The organism is Paracoccus binzhouensis (genome assembly GCF_016446475.1).
GTDB classification, from domain to species: Bacteria; Pseudomonadota; Alphaproteobacteria; order Rhodobacterales; family Rhodobacteraceae; genus Paracoccus; species Paracoccus binzhouensis.
On record NZ_JAEHFP010000098.1, the window covers coordinates 1 to 19,284 of the forward strand.

Consider the following 19,284-nt stretch of genomic DNA (forward strand, 5'->3'; position numbering starts at 1 on the left):
GCGCGCGCCGCCGCCTCGGCCGAGCGCGATTTCCGCAGCCATGCCCTGGATCTGGTCGCGGCGCGGGACGATCTGGCGATGCATGGCCGGCTGCCCGCGCAGAGGGCGCTGGCCATGGCGGCCGAGGCGCGGGCCGCGGCCCTGGCCCGCGCCCTGGACACGGCCGAGCGCGACGTGGCCCTGATGCTGGAGCTGACGCGCATCGCCACCATGGCGGGCAGCCTGGGCCTGGGCGCTGCCGGCATCGAGGCCGGGCTGTTCGGCCCGGCGATCGCCGCGCTCTGCTTCTTTGCCGCCATGGCGCTGGGCGAGGTGGTGGCGCCCTTGCGCCGCGCCGTCGCGGATTGGGGCCGGATCGGCGATGCGGCGGATCGCGTCGCGCCGATGCTGGGCCGGTCCATGCCCGCCCCCGCTGCCCCCGCTGCCATCCAGGCGCTGCCCCTGCAGGTCGGCGATATCATGCTGGGACCGGGCCAGATCCTGGGCCTTCGCGGTCCCAGCGGCAGCGGCAAGTCCACCCTGCTGGCGCAGATCGCCGGGCTGATCCCGCCGGGCGACACCGTCATCGCCCTGGCCGGCCGGCCCGTCCGGGACTGGCCCGAGGCCGAGCTGCGCGCCGCGCTGGTCATGGTCCCGCAGCGCAGCGCGCTGATCGCCGGCACGCTGCGCGAAAACCTGGCGCTGGCCGCCCCCGAGGCCGATGACGACGCCTTGCGCGAGGTGCTGCGGGCCATGCGGCTGGACCGGTTGCGCGGCGGGCTCGACCTGCGGCTGGGCGATGGCGGCGCCGGCCTGTCGGGCGGGGAATCGCGCCGCCTCGCGCTGGCCCGCGCCTTGCTGCGCCAGGCGCCGGTCCTGCTGCTGGACGAGCCGACCGAGGGCCTGGACGAGGAGACCGCGCGTCATGTCATGGCCGAAACCGCCCGGCGCAGCCGCAATGCGGCGCTGGTGATTGCGTCACATCGTCCCTCGGACCTGAAACAGGCTGCATTTATTCGAAGCTTCGTATAGACTTTCCCCTGCGCACAGGAGAGAGCCATGGACTTTGGTGTCGTCGAGCTATCGCGCCTGCAATTCGCTGCAACGGCGTTATTCCACTTTCTGTTCGTTCCCCTGACGCTGGGGCTTGCCGTGATCGTCGCCATCATGGAGACGGTCTATGTCATGACCGAGCGGCCGATCTGGCGGCAGATGACCAAGTTCTGGGGCCTGCTGTTCGGCATCAACTTCGCGCTGGGCGTGGCGACCGGCATCACCATGGAATTCCAGTTCGGCATGAACTGGGCCTATTATTCGCATTACGTTGGCGACATCTTCGGTGCGCCGCTGGCCATCGAGGGGCTGATGGCCTTCTTCCTGGAAGCGACCTTCGTCGGGCTGTGGTTTTTCGGCTGGGACCGGCTGAGCCGGCGCCAGCACCTGGTCGTGGGCTGGCTGGTGGCGCTCGGCTCGAACTTCTCGGCGCTGTGGATCCTGATCGCGAACGGCTGGATGCAGTTCCCGGTGGGCGCGCAGTTCAACCCGATCACCATGCGCATGGAGCTGGTCAGCTTCTTCGAGGTGATGTTCAACCCGGTGGCGCAGGCGAAATTCGTCCATACCGTCAGCGCGGGCTATGTCACCGCCTCGGTCTTCGTGCTGGGCGTCTCGGCCTGGTACCTGCTCGGCGGGCGCCATGTCGAACTGGCGCGGCGGTCGATCGCGGTGGCCTCGGCCTTCGGGCTGGCCTCGGCGCTGTCGGTTGTGGTGCTGGGCGACGAGTCGGGCTATGACGCCGGCGAGAACCAGAAGATGAAGATGGCCGCCATCGAGGCCATGTGGGAGACCGAGCCGGCCCCGGCCAGCTTCACCCTGCTGGGCTGGCCCGACCAGCAGGCGCGCGAGACGAAATGGGCGATCCACATTCCCTATGTCATGGGCCTGATCGGCACCCGCTCGCTGACCGAGGAGATCAAGGGTATCGACCAGCTGGAGGCCGAGGCCAAGACTCGGGTCGAGAACGGCATCCGTGCCTATGACCTGATGACGCAGATCCAGGCGCAGCGCGGCGCCGACGTCGATCCGGCGCTGATCGCCGCCTTTCGCGAACATGAACACGACCTGGGCCATGCCCTGCTGCTCAAGCGCTATGTCGAGGATCCGCGCCAGGCCACGGCCGAACAGATCGCCCGGGCGGCGGCCGATACCGTGCCGACGGTGTGGCCGATCTTCTGGGCCTTCCGGATCATGGTCGGGCTGGGCTTCGGCTTCATCGTGCTGATGGGCTATTTCTTCTGGCGCGCGTCGTTCCGGCGCATGCGCTTCCCGCGCTGGGCGCTGCGGCTGGCGGTCCTTGTCATTCCCGCGCCGTGGATCGCGGCCGAACTGGGCTGGATCGTCGCCGAATTCGGCCGCCAGCCCTGGACGGTGGCGGATGTGCTGCCGACGGCGCTGTCGGTCAGCCACCTGTCGGTGGCCGAGGTGGCGCTGACCCTGGCCGGTTTCTGCCTGCTTTACACGGCGCTGTTCGTGGTCGAGATCGGGCTGATGCTGAAATTCATCCGCCAGGGTCCGCATGAGGATGTCGAACTGACGCAAAGGTGGATGGCCAGCCACCGGCAAAGGCTGGCCGGCCGGCCGGAGGTGGTGCGATGATCCTGTTCGAGCTGATCCCCTTCGAGGTGCTGCGCCTGATCTGGTGGGTGCTTCTGGGCGTGCTGCTGATCGCCTTCGCGCTGACCGACGGCTTCGACATGGGCACCGGCGCGCTCTTGCCCTTCGTCGCCCGCAGCGATGCCGAGCGGCGGGTGGTCATCAACACCGTCGGCCCGGTCTGGGAGGGCAACCAGGTCTGGTTCATCCTGGGCGGCGGCGCCATCTTCGCCGCCTGGCCGCCGCTCTATGCCGTCAGCTTCTCGGGCTTCTACCTGGCGATGTTCTTGATCCTCGCGGCGCTGATCCTGCGCCCGGTCGGCTTCAAGTATCGCAGCAAGCGCGACGATCCGCGCTGGCGGGCCATGTGGGACTGGGCGCTGTTTATCGGCGGCGCGCTGCCGGCGCTGCTGTTCGGCGTGGCGGTCGGCAACGTGCTGCTGGGCGTGCCCTTCCACCTGACCCCCGACCTGATGCCGATCTATGAGGGCGGGCTCTTCGGCAAGCTGTTCGGGCTGCTGCGGCCCTTCGCCCTGCTTTGCGGGCTGGTGTCGCTGGCGATGCTGGTCATGCACGGCGCCGGCTGGCTGGTGCTGAAGACCGGCGGCGCGGTGCAGGCCCGCGCCCGCCGCTATGGCCGCGGGGCGGCGCTGGCGGTGCTGGCGGGCTATGCGCTGGCCGGGCTGTGGCTGGCCTTCGGCATCCAGGGCTATGCCTTCGTCGCGCCGCCCGATCCGAACGGCCCCTCGAACCCGCTGATCAACGAGGTCGTCCGCTCGGGCAGCTGGCTTGCGGCCTATGCGGCGCGGCCCTGGATCGCCGTCGCGCCGGCCATGGGCTTTCTGGGCACCTTCATGGCCTGGCGCGCGCTGTCGGGGCGCGGCGAGCTTTCGCCGCTGCTCTGGTCGAAGCTGGCGATCTTCGGGATGATCTCCTCGGTCGGGCTGGTGATGTTCCCCTTCATCCTGCCCTCGAACAGCGACCCGAACAGCTCGCTTTCGGTCTGGGACGCCTCCTCCTCGCAGCAGACGCTGTTCGTGATGCTGGTCTGCGGCGCGATCTTCCTGCCGCTGATCCTGGCCTATACGGCCTGGGTCTATCGCGTGCTCTGGGGCAAGGTGACGCCCGAGGACGTCGAGGACCCGGACCGCCACGCCTATTGAACGGAGCTTCGCATGTGGTATTTCGCCTGGATCCTGGGACTGCCGCTGGCTGCCGGCTTCGCGGTGCTGAACGCCATGTGGCTGGAACTGGACGAGGATCGCCGCCTGCTGGCCGAGCCGGGGGAACCGGACGGCCCCACGGACGGCCCCGCGAAGCGTCCCGCGGATGGCAAGGCCTGAGGGGCTTGCGCAACCGCCGGGAATGGGCTTCACCTTGCGGCCATGACCCGGTTCCGCTTCGCCCCGATCCCCGCCTCGCTGCCGCCCGTGGTGCCCTTCACCGGGCCCGAGACGCTGGAGCGGCGCAGCGGCATCCCGTTCCGGGCCCGGCTGGGCGCCAACGAGAACGGCTTCGGCCCCTCGCCCCGCGCGGTCGAGGCGATGATTCGCGCCACGGCCGGGATCTGGAAATACGGCGACCCGGACAGCCACGACCTGCGCCACGCTCTGGCCGCCCGCCACGGCGTCGCGCCGGAAAACGTCATGGTGGGCGAGGGGATCGACGGGCTCCTGGGCCTGCTGGTGCGGCTGATGGTGGCGCCGGGCGAGGTGGTGGTGACCTCGGACGGCGCCTATCCGACCTTCAACTACCATGTCGCGGGCTTCGGTGGCCGGCTGGTCAAGGTGCCCTATCGCGACGATGCCGAGGACCCGCAGGCGCTGGCCGAGGCCGCGCATCGCCATGGCGCGCGACTGGTCTACCTCGCGAACCCCGACAACCCCATGGGCAGCTGGCACCAGGGCACACGGATCGAGGCGATGCTGGACGAGTTGCCCGAAACCGGCCTGCTGGTGCTGGACGAGGCCTATGCCGAATTCGCCCCCGACCAGGCGGTCCCGCGCATCGATCCCGAGGATGCGCGGGTGATCCGCTTCCGCACCTTCTCCAAGGCCTATGCCATGGCCGGCGCCCGGGTGGGCTATGCCATCGGCCCGGCCGAGCTGATCGCGGGTTTCGACCGCATCCGCAACCATTTCGGCATGAACCGCGCGGCGCAGATCGGCGCGCTGGCGGCGCTGGAGGATGCCGACTGGTTGGCGCATGTCCGCGCCGAGGTCGCCGCCGCCCGCGACCGCATCGCCGGCATCGGCCGCGCGAACGGGCTGACCGCCCTGCCTTCGGCGACGAATTTCGTCGCCCTCGACACGCATCGCGACGGTGCCTTCGCCCGCGCCCTGCTGCAGGCGCTGGCGGATCGCGGCGTCTTCGTGCGCATGCCGGGCGTGGCGCCGCTGGATCGCTGCATCCGCGTCTCCTGCGCACCCGAACCGGAACTCGCCGCCCTGGCCGAGGCGCTGCCCGACGCGCTTCGGGCGCTGGCCTGACCGTCTTTCCGTTTTCCAAATACCCATGCGGCCGCGCCGCCGGCGCCGGTCAGTCCAGGGGCAGCGCCGTGGTCGCCTTCAGCTCCTCCATCGAGAGCAGGGCGGTGACGTTGTGGATCTTCACCTCCGAGATCAGCGCCTGATAGAAGCGGTCATAGGCGCGCGCGTTGCGCACCCGCACCTTCAGGATATAGTCGATGTCGCCGGCCAGCCGGTGCGCCTCGATCACCTCGGGGCGGGCGCGCACGGCGTTGAGGAACTTGCGCGCCCATTCCGGGTCGTGCTCGCTTGTGCGGATCAGCACGAAGAAACAGGCGTCCAGCCCCAGGGAATCGGGATCCAGCAGCGCCACCTGGCCGCGGATCACGCCGGCCTCGCGCAGCTTGCGAATCCGGTTCCAGACCGGGGTCTTCGAGGCCCCGACCCGGGCCGCGATGTCGTCCAGCGACAGCGTCGCGTCCTCCTGCAGCAGGGACAGGATTTTGCGGTCGGTGTCGTCCAGCCGGATGGGTGTTTGTCGGTCCTGGCTCATCCTGAAATCCCGTCCTTGTAGGCTGCGGTCTCTGCAGGACATGTTTCTTATTTTTCTGCCCCACTCGTCAATATGGGGGAATTTTTTCTATATAGAGGGCACGGAAAACGAAAGGCACAGCCATGTCCAAGGGCTTCACCCCATCCCCCGCGACCCCCGGCGTCATCACCGCGAATGACCTGCGCATGGGTCATTGCGTGTGGATGCGTGACGGCAAGTGGACCGCAGACCCGCGCGAGGCCGAGCTTTTCGAGGACGAGGCCATCGCCGAGCTGGCGCTGCTCGACGCCATCGCCCAGGCCGACCAGGTGGTCGGCCCCTACCTGGTCGAGGCGAAGCGCGGCCCCGACGGCCGTCCCGAGCCGGCGCATTTCCGCGAGGCGTTCCGGCGCACCGGCCCCTCGAACTATTTCCATGGCAAGCAAGCCGAATTCGTCCAGTCCGAACTCGAGGCCAGCAATGTTTGACGCGCGTCCCCAGCATAACGAATATCTCCGCCACCGCGCCCAGCAGTTCCGCCAGCAGGTCGAGCGCCGGCTGGACGGCAGCCTGACCGAGGACGAGTTCCGGCCGCTGCGGCTGATGAACGGCGTCTACCTGCAGCTGCATGCCTACATGCTGCGGGTGGCCATCCCCTATGGCACCATCAGCCCCGACCAGATGCGCACGCTGGCGCTGCTGGCCGAGAAATGGGACAAGGGTTATGGCCACTGGACCACGCGGCAGAACATCCAGTTCAACTGGCCGAAGCTGGTCGACATCCCGGACATGCTGGACGCGCTGGCCGATGTCGGGCTGCACGCCATCCAGACCTCGGGCAACACGATCCGCAACGTGACCACCGACGCCTTCGCCGGCGCCGCCGCCGACGAGATCGCCGATCCGCGCCCCTATGCCGAGCTGCTGCGGCAATGGTCCACCGACCATGCCGAGTTCCAGTTCCTGCCGCGCAAGTTCAAGATCGCCGTCTCGGGCGGCAAGAAGGACCGCGCCGTCATCGCCGCGCATGACATCGGGCTGCGGCTGGTCAGCAACGACAAGGGCGAGCTGGGCTACCAGGTCTGGATCGGCGGCGGCCTGGGCCGCACGCCGCTCTTGGGCCAGGTGGTGCGCGAATACCTGCCCGAGGCCGACCTGCTGCCCTATATCGAGGCGATCATCGCCGCCTACAATCTCTCGGGCCGGCGCGACAACAAGTACAAGGCCCGCATCAAGATCACCGTGGCCGAGCGCGGGCTCGAGGTGATGCGCGACGAGATCGAGGCCGAGTTCCAGCGCCGCCGCGAAGTCTTCAGCGGCGCCGACCAGGACCTGCTGGCCGCGCTGAAGACCCTCTATGCCGCGCCCGCCTTCCGCAACGAGCCCGAGGGCGACTATGAAGAGCGCCGCGCCGCCAACCCCGGTTTCCGCAGCTGGACCGACACCAACCTGTCGGCCCACAAGCAGGCGGGCTATGCCAGCGTCACCGTGACCTTCAAGGCGCCGGGTCAGACGCCGGGCGACGCCTCGGCCGAACAGATGCGGCTGCTGGCCGACCTGGCCGAGCGTTTCGGCCATCACGACCTGCGCATCAGCCACGAGCAGAACGTGGTGCTGCCGCATGTCCACAAGTCCGACCTGTTCGCGGTCTATCAGGAGCTGAAGGCCGCCGGCCTCGCGACCGCCAATGCCGGGCTGATCAGCGACATCGTCGCCTGCCCCGGCATGGATTACTGCACGCTGGCCACCGCCCGCTCGATCCCGATCGCCCAGGAGATCGCGGCGCATTTCCGCGCCCGCGGCCTCGAGGAAGAGATCGGCCGGTTCAACATCCGCATCTCGGGCTGCATCAACGCCTGCGGCCATCACCACCTGGGCCATATCGGCATCCTGGGCTTGGACCGCGCCGGGGTCGAGAACTACCAGATCACGCTGGGCGGCGACGGTTACGACATCCCGGCCATCGGCCAGCGCGCCGGCGCCGGCTTCCCGGCCGAGGAGGTGGTGCCCGCCATCGACCGCGTCATCAACGCCTATCTGGAACTGCGCGAGACGCCCGAGGAACGCTTCATCGACACCTATCGCCGTGTGGGGGTGGCTCCGTTCAAGGCGGCGCTGTATCCGGCCGATGCTTGATCAGACGCTGGATGCCCGCGCGGCGCGGCTGAACGACCGCTATCGCCACCATGCCGCGACCGAGGTGCTGCGGCGCGCCCTGAACGATCCCGACCTGGGCTCGACCACGCTGGTCTCGAGCTTCGGGGCGGAATCGGTGGTGCTGCTGCACATGGTCTCGGTGGTCGCGCCGGGGACGCCGGTGCTGTTCATCGATACGATGATGCTGTTCCAGGAGACGCTGGACTATCAGCTGGAAGTGACCGAGAAGCTGAAGCTGACCGATGTGCGGGTCATCCGCGCCACCGAACGCGAGGTGGCGCTGAACGACCCGGACGGCACGCTGCACCAGTTCAACACCGATGCCTGCTGCGATTTCCGCAAGACCGTGCCGCTGGAGCGCGAGCTGTCCAGGTTCGACGCCTGGATCACCGGCCGCAAGCGCTTCCAGGGCGGTGAGCGCCAGCAGCTGGAATTCTTCGAATCCGAGCCGCCGTCGCGGCTGCGCATCAACCCCCTGGCGCATTGGCGCCCGCAGGATGTCCAGGACTACATGGCCGAGAACAACCTGCCGCGCCACCCGCTGGTCGCCAAGGGCTATGCCTCGATCGGCTGCGCGCCCTGCACCTCGCCGATCAAGCCCGGCGAGGATCCGCGTGCCGGCCGCTGGCGCGGCAGCCAGAAGACCGAATGCGGCATCCATTTCATCGGCGGGCGCATGGTCCGCGCAGGAGCGAATGCATGAGCGATTTCTTCCTCGTCCGCGATGACGGCTTCCATCCCGACGACGGGGCCGAGCTGGTCATCCTGGCGCCGGATACCGATCCGGCCACCCTGGACGACTATCTGGAGCAGGCGCTGATCGCCATCGAGTTCCCGGCGATGACGGACGGGCGCGGCTTTTCGCTGGCCCGCATCCTGCGCGAAAGGGGCTACAAGGGCCGGCTGCGCGCCGTGGGCGGGCTGATCGCGGACCAATATGCCATGGCCCGCCGCGTCGGCTTCGACGAGATGCGCATCCCCGCCGCCCTGGCCGAGCGTCAGCCGCAGGAGCAATGGCTGTTCCGCGCCGACTGGCAGGACTGGGACCATCGGTCGCGGCTCGCCGGCTGAAACTTGGGGTTTCGCCCCCTTCTTGCATGAACTAGATATTCGGGACCCCGAACATGACGCTGGATCTTTCTGTGGACATTGCCGCCAAACCCGCCAAGACGCTGCCCGATGCGCAGACCGTGACCTCGGTCCGGCATTGGACCGACCGGCTGTTCTCGTTCCGCGTGACGCGCCCGGCCAGCCTGCGGTTCCGCTCGGGCGAGTTCGTGATGATCGGCCTGCCCGACGACAACGGCAAGCCGATCCTGCGCGCCTATTCCATCGCTTCGCCCAACTGGGACGAGGAACTGGAATTCTATTCGATCAAGGTGCCGGACGGGCCGCTGACCTCGCGGCTGCAGAACATCCAGCCGGGCGACCAGATCATCCTGCGCCCGAAGCCGGTGGGCACGCTGGTTCTGGACGCGCTTCTGCCCGGCAAGCGCATGTGGTTCCTGGCCACCGGCACCGGCATCGCGCCCTTTGCCAGCCTGATGCGCGACCCCGAGACCTATGAGCGTTACGAGCAGGTGGTGATGATGCATACCTGCCGCACCGCCGACGAGCTGGCCTATGGCCGCGAGCTGGTCGAGAATCTGCGCCACGACCCGCTCTTGGGCGAGCTCTACGGCGAGGAATTCGCCAGCCGGCTGCTGTATTATCCCACCACCACCCGGGAAGAGACGCAATACATGGGCCGGATCACCGACAACCTGAGCTCGGGCAAGGTCTTCGCCGACCTGAACCTGCCGCCCATGGATGCGGCAAATGACCGCGCCATGATCTGCGGCAGCCTGGCCTTCAACACGGATGTGAAGGCGGTGCTGGAAGGCTTCGGCCTGCGTGAGGGTGCCAACAGCGATCCCAAGGAATTCGTGGTCGAAAAGGCCTTCGTCGGCGACGGGATCTGAGGCCGCTGCCGGGGGCTTCGCGCCCCCGGACCCCCGCGGGGTATTTGGCAAACGGAAAGCCCGGCGTTGACAGTCCGCCGGGCTGTGCCCATGTTCCGGCGCCGAATCAAGCGAAGGAATCTTCATGCCTGTCGTCGTCGTTGAATCCCCGGCCAAGGCCAAGACGATCAACAAATACCTGGGCGACGACTATACGGTTCTGGCCTCGTTCGGGCATGTGCGCGACCTGCCGCCCAAGGATGGCAGCGTCGATCCCGAGGCGGATTTCGCGATGAAATGGGAAGTCGCGTCGGAATCGAAGAAGCACGTCAAGGCGATCAAGGACGCGCTGGCCTCGGATCCGAACCTGATCCTGGCCACCGACCCCGACCGCGAGGGCGAGGCGATCTCCTGGCACCTGCTGGAGACCCTGGCGCCGGCGCTGAAGAAGGGCGCCGAGGTCAGCCGCGTCACCTTCAACGCCATCACCAAGAATGCCGTGACCGAGGCGATGGCCAATCCGCGCCAGATCGACCAGCCGCTGGTCGATGCCTATCTGGCGCGCCGGGCACTGGATTACCTGGTCGGCTTCAACCTGTCGCCGGTCCTGTGGCGCAAGCTGCCGGGTGCGAAGTCGGCGGGCCGGGTGCAATCGGTCGCGCTGCGCATCATCGTCGACCGCGAGATGGAGATCGAGGCCTTCAAGGCCCGCGAATACTGGTCGGTCCACGCCCGGCTGGGGACGCCGCGCGGCGACGAATACGACGCGACCATGACCGTGTTCGGCGGCAAGAAACTGGAGCGCTTCGACATCGCCACCGAGGAGCAGGCGAAGCTTGCCGTGGCCGCGATCACCTCGCGCGAGCTCAAGGTCGCCTCGGTCGCGGCCAAGCCGGCGAGCCGCAATCCCTGGCCACCCTTCATGACCTCGACCCTGCAGCAGGAGGCCAGCCGCAAGCTGGGCCTTGGCGCGCGGGCCTGCATGTCGGCGGCGCAGCGGCTCTACGAGGCGGGCCATATCACCTATATGCGGACCGATGGCATCGACATGGCGCCCGAGGCAGTGATGGCGGCGCGCGATGCCATCAAGGCGCGGTTCGGGGCGGAATACCTGCCGAAATCGCCGCGCATGTACAAGAACAAGGCCAAGAATGCGCAGGAAGCGCATGAATGCATCCGGCCGACCGACATGATGCTGTCGCCGGATCGGCTGCCGGTCGCCGACAAGGACCAGAAGGCGCTTTACGACCTGATCTGGAAACGGACCCTGGCCAGCCAGATGGAATCGGCCCGGATGGAGCGCACCACGGTCGAGCTTGCCTCGGCCGACGGCCAGGTGGGCCTGCGCGCCAACGGCCAGGTGATGCTGTTCGACGGCTTCCTGCGGGTCTACGATCAGGGCCGCGACGACGAGGAGGATGAGGATGGCCGCCGCCTGCCGCTGATCCACGAGGGCGAGGCGGCCGAGAAGCGCGGGGTCACGCCCGAGCAGCATTTCACCCAGCCGCCGCCGCGCTATACCGAGGCGACTCTGGTGAAGCGCATGGAGGAGCTGGGGATCGGCCGGCCCTCGACCTATGCCTCGATCATCGGCACGATCCAGGACCGCGACTATGTCCGCAAGGAGCAGAACCGTCTGATCCCCGAGGACAAGGGCCGGCTGGTCACCATCTTCCTGCAGAAATACTTCCCGCGCTATGTCAGCTACGATTTCACCGCCAACCTTGAGGGGGAGCTCGACGACATTTCCTCGGGCGAGCGCGCCTATCGCGAGGTGCTGCGCCGCTTCTGGCGGGACTTCACCGCCGCGCTGGAGGGCACCAGCGAGCTGCGCATCGGCGAGGTGCTGGAGGCGATCGACGAGGCGCTGGCGCCGCATCTCTACCCGCCGCGTCCCGACGGTTCGGATCCGCGCGAATGCCCGCTGTGCCACAAGGGGCGGCTGCATCTGAAGACGGCGCGCTCGGGCGGGGCCTTCATCGGCTGCTCGAACTACCCCGATTGCCGCTTTACCCGGCCGATTTCCTCGCCCGATGCCGAGGTGGTCGGCGACACCGTGCTGGGCTTGGACAAGGGCGAGGCGATCAGCCTGAAGAACGGCCGCTTCGGCCCCTATGTCCAGCGCGGCGAGGCGACGGCGGAGAATCCGAAGCCGCCGCGCGCCTCGATCCCCAAGGGTTGGGACCTGGCCTCGGTCGACCTGGAGCGGGCGCTGGCGCTGCTGGCGCTGCCGCGCGAGATCGGCCCGCATCCCGAGGACGGTGTGCCGGTCGAGGCCGGCATCGGCCGCTATGGTCCCTATGTGAAGCATGGCGCGAAATACGCCAACCTGCCGGAGGTGGACGAGGTCTTCACCATCGGCATGAACCGCGCGGTCGAGGTGCTGGCCGCGAAACAGGTGCGGGGCAGGGCGGCCGCCGCGGCGCCGCTGGCGGAACTGGGCGAGCATCCCGAAGGCGGGCCGGTGCAGGTGATGAGCGGCCGCTATGGCCCTTACGTCAAATGGGGCAAGGTCAATGCCACGCTGCCCCGCGACCTGGAGCCCGGCGCGGTGACGCTGGAGCGGGCGCTGGAGCTGATCGCCGAGAAGGCCGCGAAATCGGGCAAGAAGCCGGCGAAGAAGGCCGCTGCGAAGAAGCCCGCCGAAAAGAAGACGGCCGCCAAGAAGCCGGCTGCGGCCAAGGCGAAGAAGGCTGGGTAGAGCGCCCGCGTCGCTGTTGCATTTTGGGTATTTGAGGAACGAAGAAGACCCTGCGCGGCGCCTGATTTTCAAGGCGATTGCGTGCTTCTTCGTTCCTTAAATACCCATGACGCTGCCTGGACGCCGGCGCAGCGCCGCGGTTTTGGCTTTTTGCTTCGCGCCGTTCTGCTGATAGGCTCGACCCGCAAGGGTTGAGCGGAGGGCGCCATGAAGGATCGAATCATGGGGATGGGCCGGGTGTCGGCCGTCGTGCTGGCCGGCTGTGTCGGGCTTCCTGCCGCGGCGCAGGAGGCTGCGATCTTCGACGTGATGGACCGCATCCATCCGGTCTGGGCGGAAAACGGCATGGTTTCCGCGCAGGAACGGCTGGCCGCCGAGATCGGCCGCGACATCATGGCCAGGGGCGGCAACGCGGTCGATGCGGGCGTGGCGGTGGCCTTCGCCCTGGCCGTCACCCTGCCGCGCGCCGGCAATATCGGCGGCGGCGGCTTCATGCTGGTCCATGACGCCGAGACCGGCCAGACCCATGCCATCGATTATCGCGAGATGGCCCCGCAGGGCGCCTCGCGCGACATGTTCCTGGACGCGGCGGGCGAGGCGGACAGCGAGAAGTCGCTTTACAGCGGCGCTGCCTCGGGCGTGCCGGGGACGGTGGCAGGGATGAAGCTGGCGCTGGACAAATATGGCAGCATGGACTGGGCCGAGGTCATCGCCCCGGCGATCCGGCTGGCCGAGGAGGGCATCACCGTCACTCCGGAGCTGGCCGACAGCATCGAGGCCGAGCGCGAGCATCTGCAGAAGTTTCCCGCGAGCGCCGCGATCTTCTTCAAGGAGGATGGGGCGGCTTACCGGCCCGGCGACCGGCTGGTGCAGGCCGACCTGGCGGCGACGCTGAAGAAGATCGCCGCCGAGGGGCCGGACGGCTTCTACAAGGGCGAGGTGGCCGAGGCCATCGCCAAGGCGGTGCAGGAAGCCGGCGGGCTGATCACGGTCGAGGACATGGCCACCTACAAGCCCGTGGAGCGCGAGCCGGTGCGCGGCACCTATCGCGGCCATGAGGTGGTCTCGATGCCGCCCCCCTCGTCCGGCGGGGTGCATCTGATCCAGATCCTGAACGCGCTGGAGGGCTATCCGATTGGCGCGCTGGGACAGAACTCGGGCGAGACGATCCACCTGATGGCCGAGGCGATGAAGCTGGCCTATGCCGACCGCTCGGAATACCTGGGCGATCCGGATTTCGTCGACGTGCCGGTCGCGGCGCTGACCAGCAAGGATTACGCGGTCGAGATGCGCCGCAAGATCAGCGCCGATTTCGCCACGCCCTCGGTGATGATCAAGCCGGCGGATCTGGCGCCTTACGAATCCGACCAGACCACGCATTTCTCGGTCGTGGACAAGGAGGGCAACGCAGTCTCGAACACCTATACCATCAACCTGAACTACGGCTCGGGGCTGGTGGCGGCAGGCACGGGCGTGCTGATGAACAACGAGATGGACGATTTCTCCGCCAAGCCCGGCGTGCCCAATGCCTTCGGCCTGGTCGGCGGCGATGCCAATGCGGTTCAGCCGGGCAAGCGGCCGCTGTCGTCGATGACGCCGACCATGGTGCTGAAGGACGGCAAGGTCTGGCTGGTCACCGGCTCGCCCGGCGGGGCGCGGATCATCACCACGGTGCTGCAGGTGGTGATGAACATGATCGACCACGGCATGAACGTGGCCGAGGCCTCGACCGCGCCGCGCGTCCATCACCAATGGCTGCCCGACGAGCTGCGGGTGGAGGAGGGCATCAGCCTTGACACCATCCGCATCCTGCAGGCCAAGGGCCATACCGTCGCGGTCAAGGAGGCGATGGGCTCGACCCAGTCGATCATGCGCGACCCCGGGACGGGGATGCTTTACGGCGCCTCGGACCCGCGCCGGCCGGATGCGGCGACGCTGGGCTACTGAGCGAGGTAGTCGCGCAGCGCCACGGCGTTGTTGTGCTGCTGGTCATGCGCGGCATAGAGCAGGGTGACAGGCCCCTTCTTCGCCAGCAGGCGCAGTTCGCGCACCGGCTCGGGGTTGGCGTCCAGCTCGGCCGCGTAGCGGCGGCGGAACTCGTCCCATTTCGCGGGATCGTGGCCGAACCAGTGCCGCAAATCGTCCGAGGGCGCGATCTCCCTGAGCCACAGGTCGGCGCCGAGCGCCTCGCGGCTGAGTCCGCGCGGCCAGAGCCGGTCGACCAGCACCCGGCGCCCTTCGTCCGGGGCGGCGGGATCATAGGCGCGGCGAACGGAAATCGCAGGCATCGCATTCTCCTTTCGCAACAAAATTCCTGCTCGCGCTAACGGGTTCCCGGCGCGTTGACTCGGTTTTCGATTATGTCCACAACTGGCGCGTCCAACACGGGGAGAGGGTTGCATGAAGAAGGTCTATGCGAGCGCGGACGCCGCTCTGGACGGCCTGCTGAAGGACGGGATGCTGATCGCGGCCGGGGGGTTCGGGCTTTGCGGCATCCCCGAGCTTTTGATCGAGGCGATCCTGAAGGCGGGGACGAAGGATCTGACCGTGGTCAGCAACAATTGCGGCGTGGACGGTTTCGGGCTGGGCAAGCTGCTCGACACCCGGCAGATCCGCAAGATGGTCTCCTCCTATGTCGGCGAGAACGCGGAATTCATGCGGCAATACCTGTCCGGCGAGCTGGAGCTGGAGTTCAACCCGCAGGGCACCCTGGCCGAGCGCATGCGCGCCGGCGGCGCCGGCATCCCCGGCTTCTATACCAGGACCGGCGTCGGCACGGTGATCGCCGAGGGCAAGGACCACAAGGATTTCGACGGCGAGACCTATATCCTGGAACGCGGCATCGTCGCGGATCTGTCGATCGTCAAGGGCTGGAAGGCGGATGAGAGCGGCAACGTGGTGTTCCGCAAGACCGCGCGCAACTTCAACGTGCCTGCGGCGAAATGCGGCCGCATCTGCGTCTGTGAGGTCGAGGAGATTGTGCCGACCGGCAGCCTCGATCCCGACGCGATCCACCTGCCGGGGATCTATGTCCACCGCCTGGTCCAGGGCGAGCATGAAAAGCGCATCGAGCAGCGCACCACCCGCAAGAAGGAGGCCGTCTGATGGCTTGGGACCGCAACCAGATGGCGGCGCGGGCCGCGCAGGAGCTGCAGGACGGCTGGTATGTGAACCTCGGGATCGGCATTCCGACGCTGGTCGCGAACTACATCCCCGAGGGGGTGCATGTGACGCTGCAGTCCGAGAACGGCATGCTCGGGATCGGCCCCTTCCCCTATGAGGGCGAGGAGGATCCGGACCTGATCAACGCCGGCAAGCAGACGGTGACCGAGCTGCCGCAGACCGCCTATTTCGACAGCGCTGAGAGCTTCGCCATGATCCGCGGCGGCAAGATCGCCATGGCGATCCTGGGCGCGATGGAGGTGGCCGAGAACGGCGACCTGGCGAACTGGATGATCCCGGGCAAGCTGGTCAAGGGCATGGGCGGCGCCATGGACCTGGTGGCGGGCGTCGGCCGGGTGGTGGTGGTGATGGACCATACCTCGAAGCACGGCGAGTCGAAGGTGCTGAAGGCCTGCACGCTGCCGCTGACCGGGCAGAAGGTGGTGAACCGCATCATCACCAACCTGGGCGTGCTGGACGTGGTCGAGGGCGGGCTGAAGATCGTCGAACTGGCCGATGGCGTCAGCGAGGCCGAGCTGCGCGCCGCGACCGAGGCGACCATCGTCGGGTGAGCGGCGCGGGGGGGGGGGGGGGGGGGGGGGGGGGGGGGGGGGGGGGGGGGGGGGGGGGGGGGGGGGGGGGGGGGGGGGGGGGGGGGGGGGGGGAATCGTCGAACTGGCCGATGGCGTCAGCGAGGCCGAGCTGCGCGCCGCGACCGAGGCGACCATCGTCGGGTGAGCGGCGCGGGGGGCGGAGGGGGCCGTCTGCCCCCTCTTGCGGCTGGCGCCGCAATTCACCCCCGAGAGTATTTGCGAAACGGAGAAAGATCGGATGGCGTTCGATCCGCAGGCCATCGAGGCGCTGTTCACCCGCGACGGCCGCTATCTCTGCGCGCGCTGGGGGCGGCCGGTGGCGCCGGTCGTCTTCGGCCTGGCCGACGAGAGCCTGCCGGTGTTTCGCGAGGCCATGCGGGCGGTGCTGGCCCATGCCGGCCAGCCCATGGCCGAGACCGATCCCGAGATGGGCGCGAACCTGATGACCTTCTTCGTGCGGGATTGGGACGAGCTTGCCGGCCTGCCCGACCTTGACCGGCTGACCGGCCAGCCGGGATTGCCCGAGCGTCTGAAGGCGGGGGCGGCGGACCAGTATCGTCTGTTCCGTTTCGACGCCGACGGGGCGATCCGGGCCTGCCTGGCTTTCGTCAACATGGGCGGGGCGCTGGCCGATTCCCATCCCGGCCAGCTGGCCGAGACCCTGGCGGTGCGCGCCATGCTGACCTTTGCCCGCGACGTGTCGCCCTCGGCCGAACTGGCGCGGCTGATCCGCGCCGCCTATGATCCGGTCATGCCGGCGGTCGCCACCGATGCCTCGCATGCGCTGCGCCTGGCGGCGCGGCTGTCCTGAGCGCGGCAGCCCCGGATATGCGAACCAGCGAGGCTGCCATGCACAGGTTTCCGATCCGCGTCTATTACGAAGACACCGACCTGGCCGGAATCGTCTATTATGCCAACTACCTGAAGTTCATCGAGCGCGGGCGTTCGGAATGGCTGCGCCTGCTGGGCGTCGACCAGGGCGCGCTGCAGCGCGAGGGTTTCGTCTTTGCTGTGCGGCGGGTCGAGGCGGATTACCTTGCCCCCGCCCGCTTCGAGGACCTGCTGGAGGTCGAGACCGCGTTGCAGGCGCTGAGCCCGGCGCGCATCGTCCTGGACCAGCGTGTCCTGCGCGGCGGCCAGGCGCTGTTCCAGGCCCGCGTCACCATCGCCTGCCTGGCCGCATCCGGGCGGCCGGCGCGGATTCCGGGCGCGGTGGCGGCACGGCTGCAAGAGGCGGCCGTCTCGGGGCGCTGACGCAGAATTGACGTCGCCAGGGTTTTTCCCGGGGGGCCGATCTGCTAGTTGGCCTTGGCAGAAGCCGCGCCGCAGCGGCCCAAAGGACAGGCCTAAATCCATGGAACAACTCGCCGGAGCCGGGCAGCCGGTCGATTTCTCGCTGATCGCGCTGTTCGCGCGCGCCTCGCTGACCGTCCAGATCGTCATGGTGATCCTGATCCTGGCCTCGTTCTGGGCCTGGGCGATCATCATCCAGAAATTCATCGCCTTCAACGCCGCCCGGCGCGAGGCGGACCGTTTCGACCGCGCCTTCTGGTCGGGCCAGCCGCTGGACGATCTTTACGATCGCATCGGCGACACGGCCTCGGGTCCGGCCGAGCGCATCTTTGCCTCGGGCATGGCCGAGTGGCGGCGCAGCCATCGCGACGACGGCAACCTGATCGCCGGCGTGACCGCGCGCATCGACCGCGCCATGAACGTCGCCATCAACCGCGAGAACGACCGCCTGACCCGCGGCCTGCCCTTCCTGGCCACGGTGGGCTCGACCGCGCCCTTCATCGGCCTGTTCGGCACGGTCTGGGGCATCAAGACCGCCTTCGAGGAGATCGCGATCTCGCAGAACACCTCGCTGGCCGTGGTGGCGCCGGGCATCGCCGAGGCGCTGGTGGCGACGGCGCTGGGCCTGCTGGCGGCGATTCCGGCGGTGATCTTCTACAACAAGCTCAGCGCCGATGCCGACCGCATCACCGGGGGATACGAGAGCTTCGCCGACGAGTTCTCGACCATCCTGTCGCGCCAGCTGGACGACGAATAAGATGGGGGCCGGGGTCGTCAAACGCGGTCGCAACGGCAAGGGCCGCACGCGCAGCCAGCCGATGGCCGAGATCAACGTCACGCCCTTCGTGGACGTGATGCTGGTGCTGCTGATCATCTTCATGGTGGCGGCGCCGCTTCTGACCGTGGGCGTGCCGCTGGAACTGCCCAAGACCGCCGCTCAGGCGGTGCCCGCCGAGCCGGAGGAGCCGCTGAGCGTCTCGGTCACGCCCGAGGGGCCGATCCTGGTGATGACCACCGAAGTGCCCGAGGACCAGCTGGTCACCCGGCTGCGCGCCGTCGCCGCCGAGCGGCAGAGCGACAAGATCTACCTGCGCGCCGACGGCGCGATCCCCTATGCCCGGATCATGCAGGTCATGGGGGCGCTGAACGCGGCCGGCTTCAACAACATCGTCCTGGTGACCGAGGCCGGCGGGCCGCGGATGGACGCGGGCGCGGATGGCTGAAGCGATGGACCGGGCTGAACGCATCGGCTTCTGGATCTCGGGCATCGGTCACGCCGGGCTGCTGGGCGCGGCGCTGGTCGGCGGCGCGCTGTTCCGGCCGCAACCGCTGGAAGCCGTACGCATGGCCGAGGTCGCGACCATGTCCGAGGCCGAGTTCCAGTCGCTGGCCGCCGCGGCCGCCGGGCGCGGCCCGGTGTCGGATTCCGCCGCCACCACCCCGGCGCAGCCCCGCCCGCCCGCCGAGGAGAACCGGCTGGGCGAAGTCGAGGCCACCAGCCCTCCCGCGCCGGATGGCCAGGCGGCCGAGCTGACCCGGCCCTCGGACCGGCCCGAGGCCCGGCCCGATCTGTCGGATTTCCAGACCCCCAACCGGCCGGTGGCCGTGGCCACCGATGCGCCGCAGCCGTCGCAACCCGAGAATTCGGTCGAGCTGGCGGCGCTGCCGCGGACCAGCGACCGGCCCGACCCGGTGCGCAACCCGGCGCAGCCGCAATCGCCGGCGCCCATCCCGCAGCGCTCGGCCCTGGCGCCGGTCGAATCCGCCCGCCCGCGCGGTCGCCCCGAGGGGCTGGCCGAGGCCGTGC

At 68.5% G+C, this 19,284-nt stretch carries 20 protein-coding genes and 1 pseudogene; 19 read left to right on the forward strand and 2 right to left on the reverse strand.

Translation table 11 applies throughout. From position 1 onward, the window contains the following. From I9P22_RS18355 to I9P22_RS18375, 5 genes are all read left to right on the forward strand, one after another. A partial coding sequence (locus I9P22_RS18355; protein WP_199260951.1) for an ATP-binding cassette domain-containing protein occupies positions 1 to 1,011 on the forward strand: 1,011 nt, incomplete at its 5' end. A 27-nt stretch (positions 1,012 to 1,038) separates the two neighbouring features. Next, on the forward strand, positions 1,039 to 2,634 hold the full coding sequence (locus tag I9P22_RS18360; protein ID WP_199260953.1) for a cytochrome ubiquinol oxidase subunit I: 1,596 nt from the start codon (positions 1,039 to 1,041) through the stop codon (positions 2,632 to 2,634). Continuing rightward, positions 2,631 to 3,794, forward strand: coding sequence for a cytochrome d ubiquinol oxidase subunit II (gene cydB / locus I9P22_RS18365; RefSeq protein ID WP_199260955.1), 1,164 nt, complete (start codon positions 2,631 to 2,633; stop codon positions 3,792 to 3,794). The genes I9P22_RS18360 and cydB overlap by 4 nt, the downstream gene beginning before the upstream one ends. Before the next feature lie 12 nt (positions 3,795 to 3,806). Beyond that, on the forward strand, positions 3,807 to 3,974 hold the full coding sequence (gene cydX, locus I9P22_RS24625) for a cytochrome bd-I oxidase subunit CydX (RefSeq protein WP_233253463.1): 168 nt from the start codon (positions 3,807 to 3,809) through the stop codon (positions 3,972 to 3,974). A gap of 42 nt (positions 3,975 to 4,016) precedes the next feature. Next, positions 4,017 to 5,120, forward strand: coding sequence for a pyridoxal phosphate-dependent aminotransferase (locus I9P22_RS18375; protein WP_199260957.1), 1,104 nt, complete (start codon positions 4,017 to 4,019; stop codon positions 5,118 to 5,120). A 49-nt stretch (positions 5,121 to 5,169) separates the two neighbouring features. Here the strand turns inward: I9P22_RS18375 and I9P22_RS18380 are convergent, their stop codons facing one another. Next, positions 5,170 to 5,652, reverse strand: a complete 483-nt coding sequence (locus I9P22_RS18380; RefSeq protein WP_199260959.1) for an Lrp/AsnC family transcriptional regulator — start codon at positions 5,650 to 5,652, stop codon at positions 5,170 to 5,172. A gap of 122 nt (positions 5,653 to 5,774) precedes the next feature. Here I9P22_RS18380 and I9P22_RS18385 point away from each other — a divergent pair, with 122 nt between their 5' ends. The 7 genes from I9P22_RS18385 (at position 5,775) to ggt (ending at position 14,376) form a co-directional block, all read left to right on the forward strand. Then, positions 5,775 to 6,119, forward strand: a complete 345-nt coding sequence (locus tag I9P22_RS18385; protein WP_199260961.1) for a DUF2849 domain-containing protein — start codon at positions 5,775 to 5,777, stop codon at positions 6,117 to 6,119. Beyond that, positions 6,112 to 7,767, forward strand: coding sequence for a nitrite/sulfite reductase (locus I9P22_RS18390; protein WP_199260963.1), 1,656 nt, complete (start codon positions 6,112 to 6,114; stop codon positions 7,765 to 7,767). Before I9P22_RS18385 ends, I9P22_RS18390 begins: the two co-directional genes overlap by 8 nt. Further along, positions 7,760 to 8,491 (forward strand): phosphoadenylyl-sulfate reductase, encoded by a 732-nt coding sequence (locus tag I9P22_RS18395; RefSeq protein ID WP_199260965.1) that lies wholly within the window; start codon positions 7,760 to 7,762, stop codon positions 8,489 to 8,491. The genes I9P22_RS18390 and I9P22_RS18395 overlap by 8 nt, the downstream gene beginning before the upstream one ends. Further along, positions 8,488 to 8,859 carry a DUF934 domain-containing protein gene (locus I9P22_RS18400; protein WP_199260967.1) on the forward strand — a complete coding sequence of 124 codons (372 nt, stop codon included), beginning with the start codon at positions 8,488 to 8,490 and terminating at the stop codon, positions 8,857 to 8,859. The genes I9P22_RS18395 and I9P22_RS18400 overlap by 4 nt, the downstream gene beginning before the upstream one ends. A 53-nt stretch (positions 8,860 to 8,912) precedes the next feature. After that, positions 8,913 to 9,749 carry a ferredoxin--NADP reductase gene (locus tag I9P22_RS18405; protein WP_199260969.1) on the forward strand — a complete coding sequence of 279 codons (837 nt, stop codon included), beginning with the start codon at positions 8,913 to 8,915 and terminating at the stop codon, positions 9,747 to 9,749. A 124-nt stretch (positions 9,750 to 9,873) separates the two neighbouring features. Then, on the forward strand, positions 9,874 to 12,429 hold the full coding sequence (gene topA / locus I9P22_RS18410; protein ID WP_199260972.1) for a type I DNA topoisomerase: 2,556 nt from the start codon (positions 9,874 to 9,876) through the stop codon (positions 12,427 to 12,429). 207 nt (positions 12,430 to 12,636) lie between these two features. Next, positions 12,637 to 14,376 carry a gamma-glutamyltransferase gene (gene ggt, locus I9P22_RS18415; RefSeq protein ID WP_199260974.1) on the forward strand — a complete coding sequence of 580 codons (1,740 nt, stop codon included), beginning with the start codon at positions 12,637 to 12,639 and terminating at the stop codon, positions 14,374 to 14,376. On the opposite strand, the gene I9P22_RS18420 is transcribed toward ggt, so the two are convergent. Then, positions 14,370 to 14,717, reverse strand: a complete 348-nt coding sequence (locus I9P22_RS18420) for a DUF488 domain-containing protein (protein WP_199260976.1) — start codon at positions 14,715 to 14,717, stop codon at positions 14,370 to 14,372. The genes ggt and I9P22_RS18420 overlap by 7 nt on opposite strands. A gap of 112 nt (positions 14,718 to 14,829) precedes the next feature. On the opposite strand from I9P22_RS18420, the gene I9P22_RS18425 reads away from it, so the two are divergent. From I9P22_RS18425 to I9P22_RS18455, 7 genes and pseudogenes are all read left to right on the forward strand, one after another. Then, complete coding sequence (locus I9P22_RS18425; RefSeq protein ID WP_199260978.1) at positions 14,830 to 15,534, forward strand: CoA transferase subunit A; 705 nt, start codon at positions 14,830 to 14,832, stop codon at positions 15,532 to 15,534. Further along, entirely contained in the window at positions 15,534 to 16,163 is a 630-nt protein-coding gene (locus I9P22_RS18430; protein WP_199260980.1) for a 3-oxoacid CoA-transferase subunit B, read from the forward strand. The genes I9P22_RS18425 and I9P22_RS18430 overlap by 1 nt, the downstream gene beginning before the upstream one ends. Positions 16,164 to 16,422: 259 nt before the next feature. Further along, positions 16,423 to 16,995: a hypothetical protein gene (locus tag I9P22_RS18435; protein ID WP_199260983.1), complete on the forward strand. Its 573-nt coding sequence runs from the start codon at positions 16,423 to 16,425 to the stop codon at positions 16,993 to 16,995. A 38-nt stretch (positions 16,996 to 17,033) separates the two neighbouring features. After that, positions 17,034 to 17,438, forward strand: coding sequence for a tol-pal system-associated acyl-CoA thioesterase (ybgC, locus tag I9P22_RS18440; RefSeq protein ID WP_199260985.1), 405 nt, complete (start codon positions 17,034 to 17,036; stop codon positions 17,436 to 17,438). A gap of 100 nt (positions 17,439 to 17,538) precedes the next feature. After that, positions 17,539 to 18,234, forward strand: coding sequence for a protein TolQ (gene tolQ / locus I9P22_RS18445; protein ID WP_199260987.1), 696 nt, complete (start codon positions 17,539 to 17,541; stop codon positions 18,232 to 18,234). A 1-nt stretch (position 18,235) separates the two neighbouring features. Further along, positions 18,236 to 18,700, forward strand: a complete 465-nt coding sequence (locus I9P22_RS18450; RefSeq protein ID WP_199260989.1) for an ExbD/TolR family protein — start codon at positions 18,236 to 18,238, stop codon at positions 18,698 to 18,700. Beyond that, positions 18,693 to 19,284 (forward strand): annotated as a pseudogene (locus I9P22_RS18455) (protein TolA); the annotation flags it as partial. The gene I9P22_RS18450 and the pseudogene I9P22_RS18455, both read left to right, overlap by 8 nt.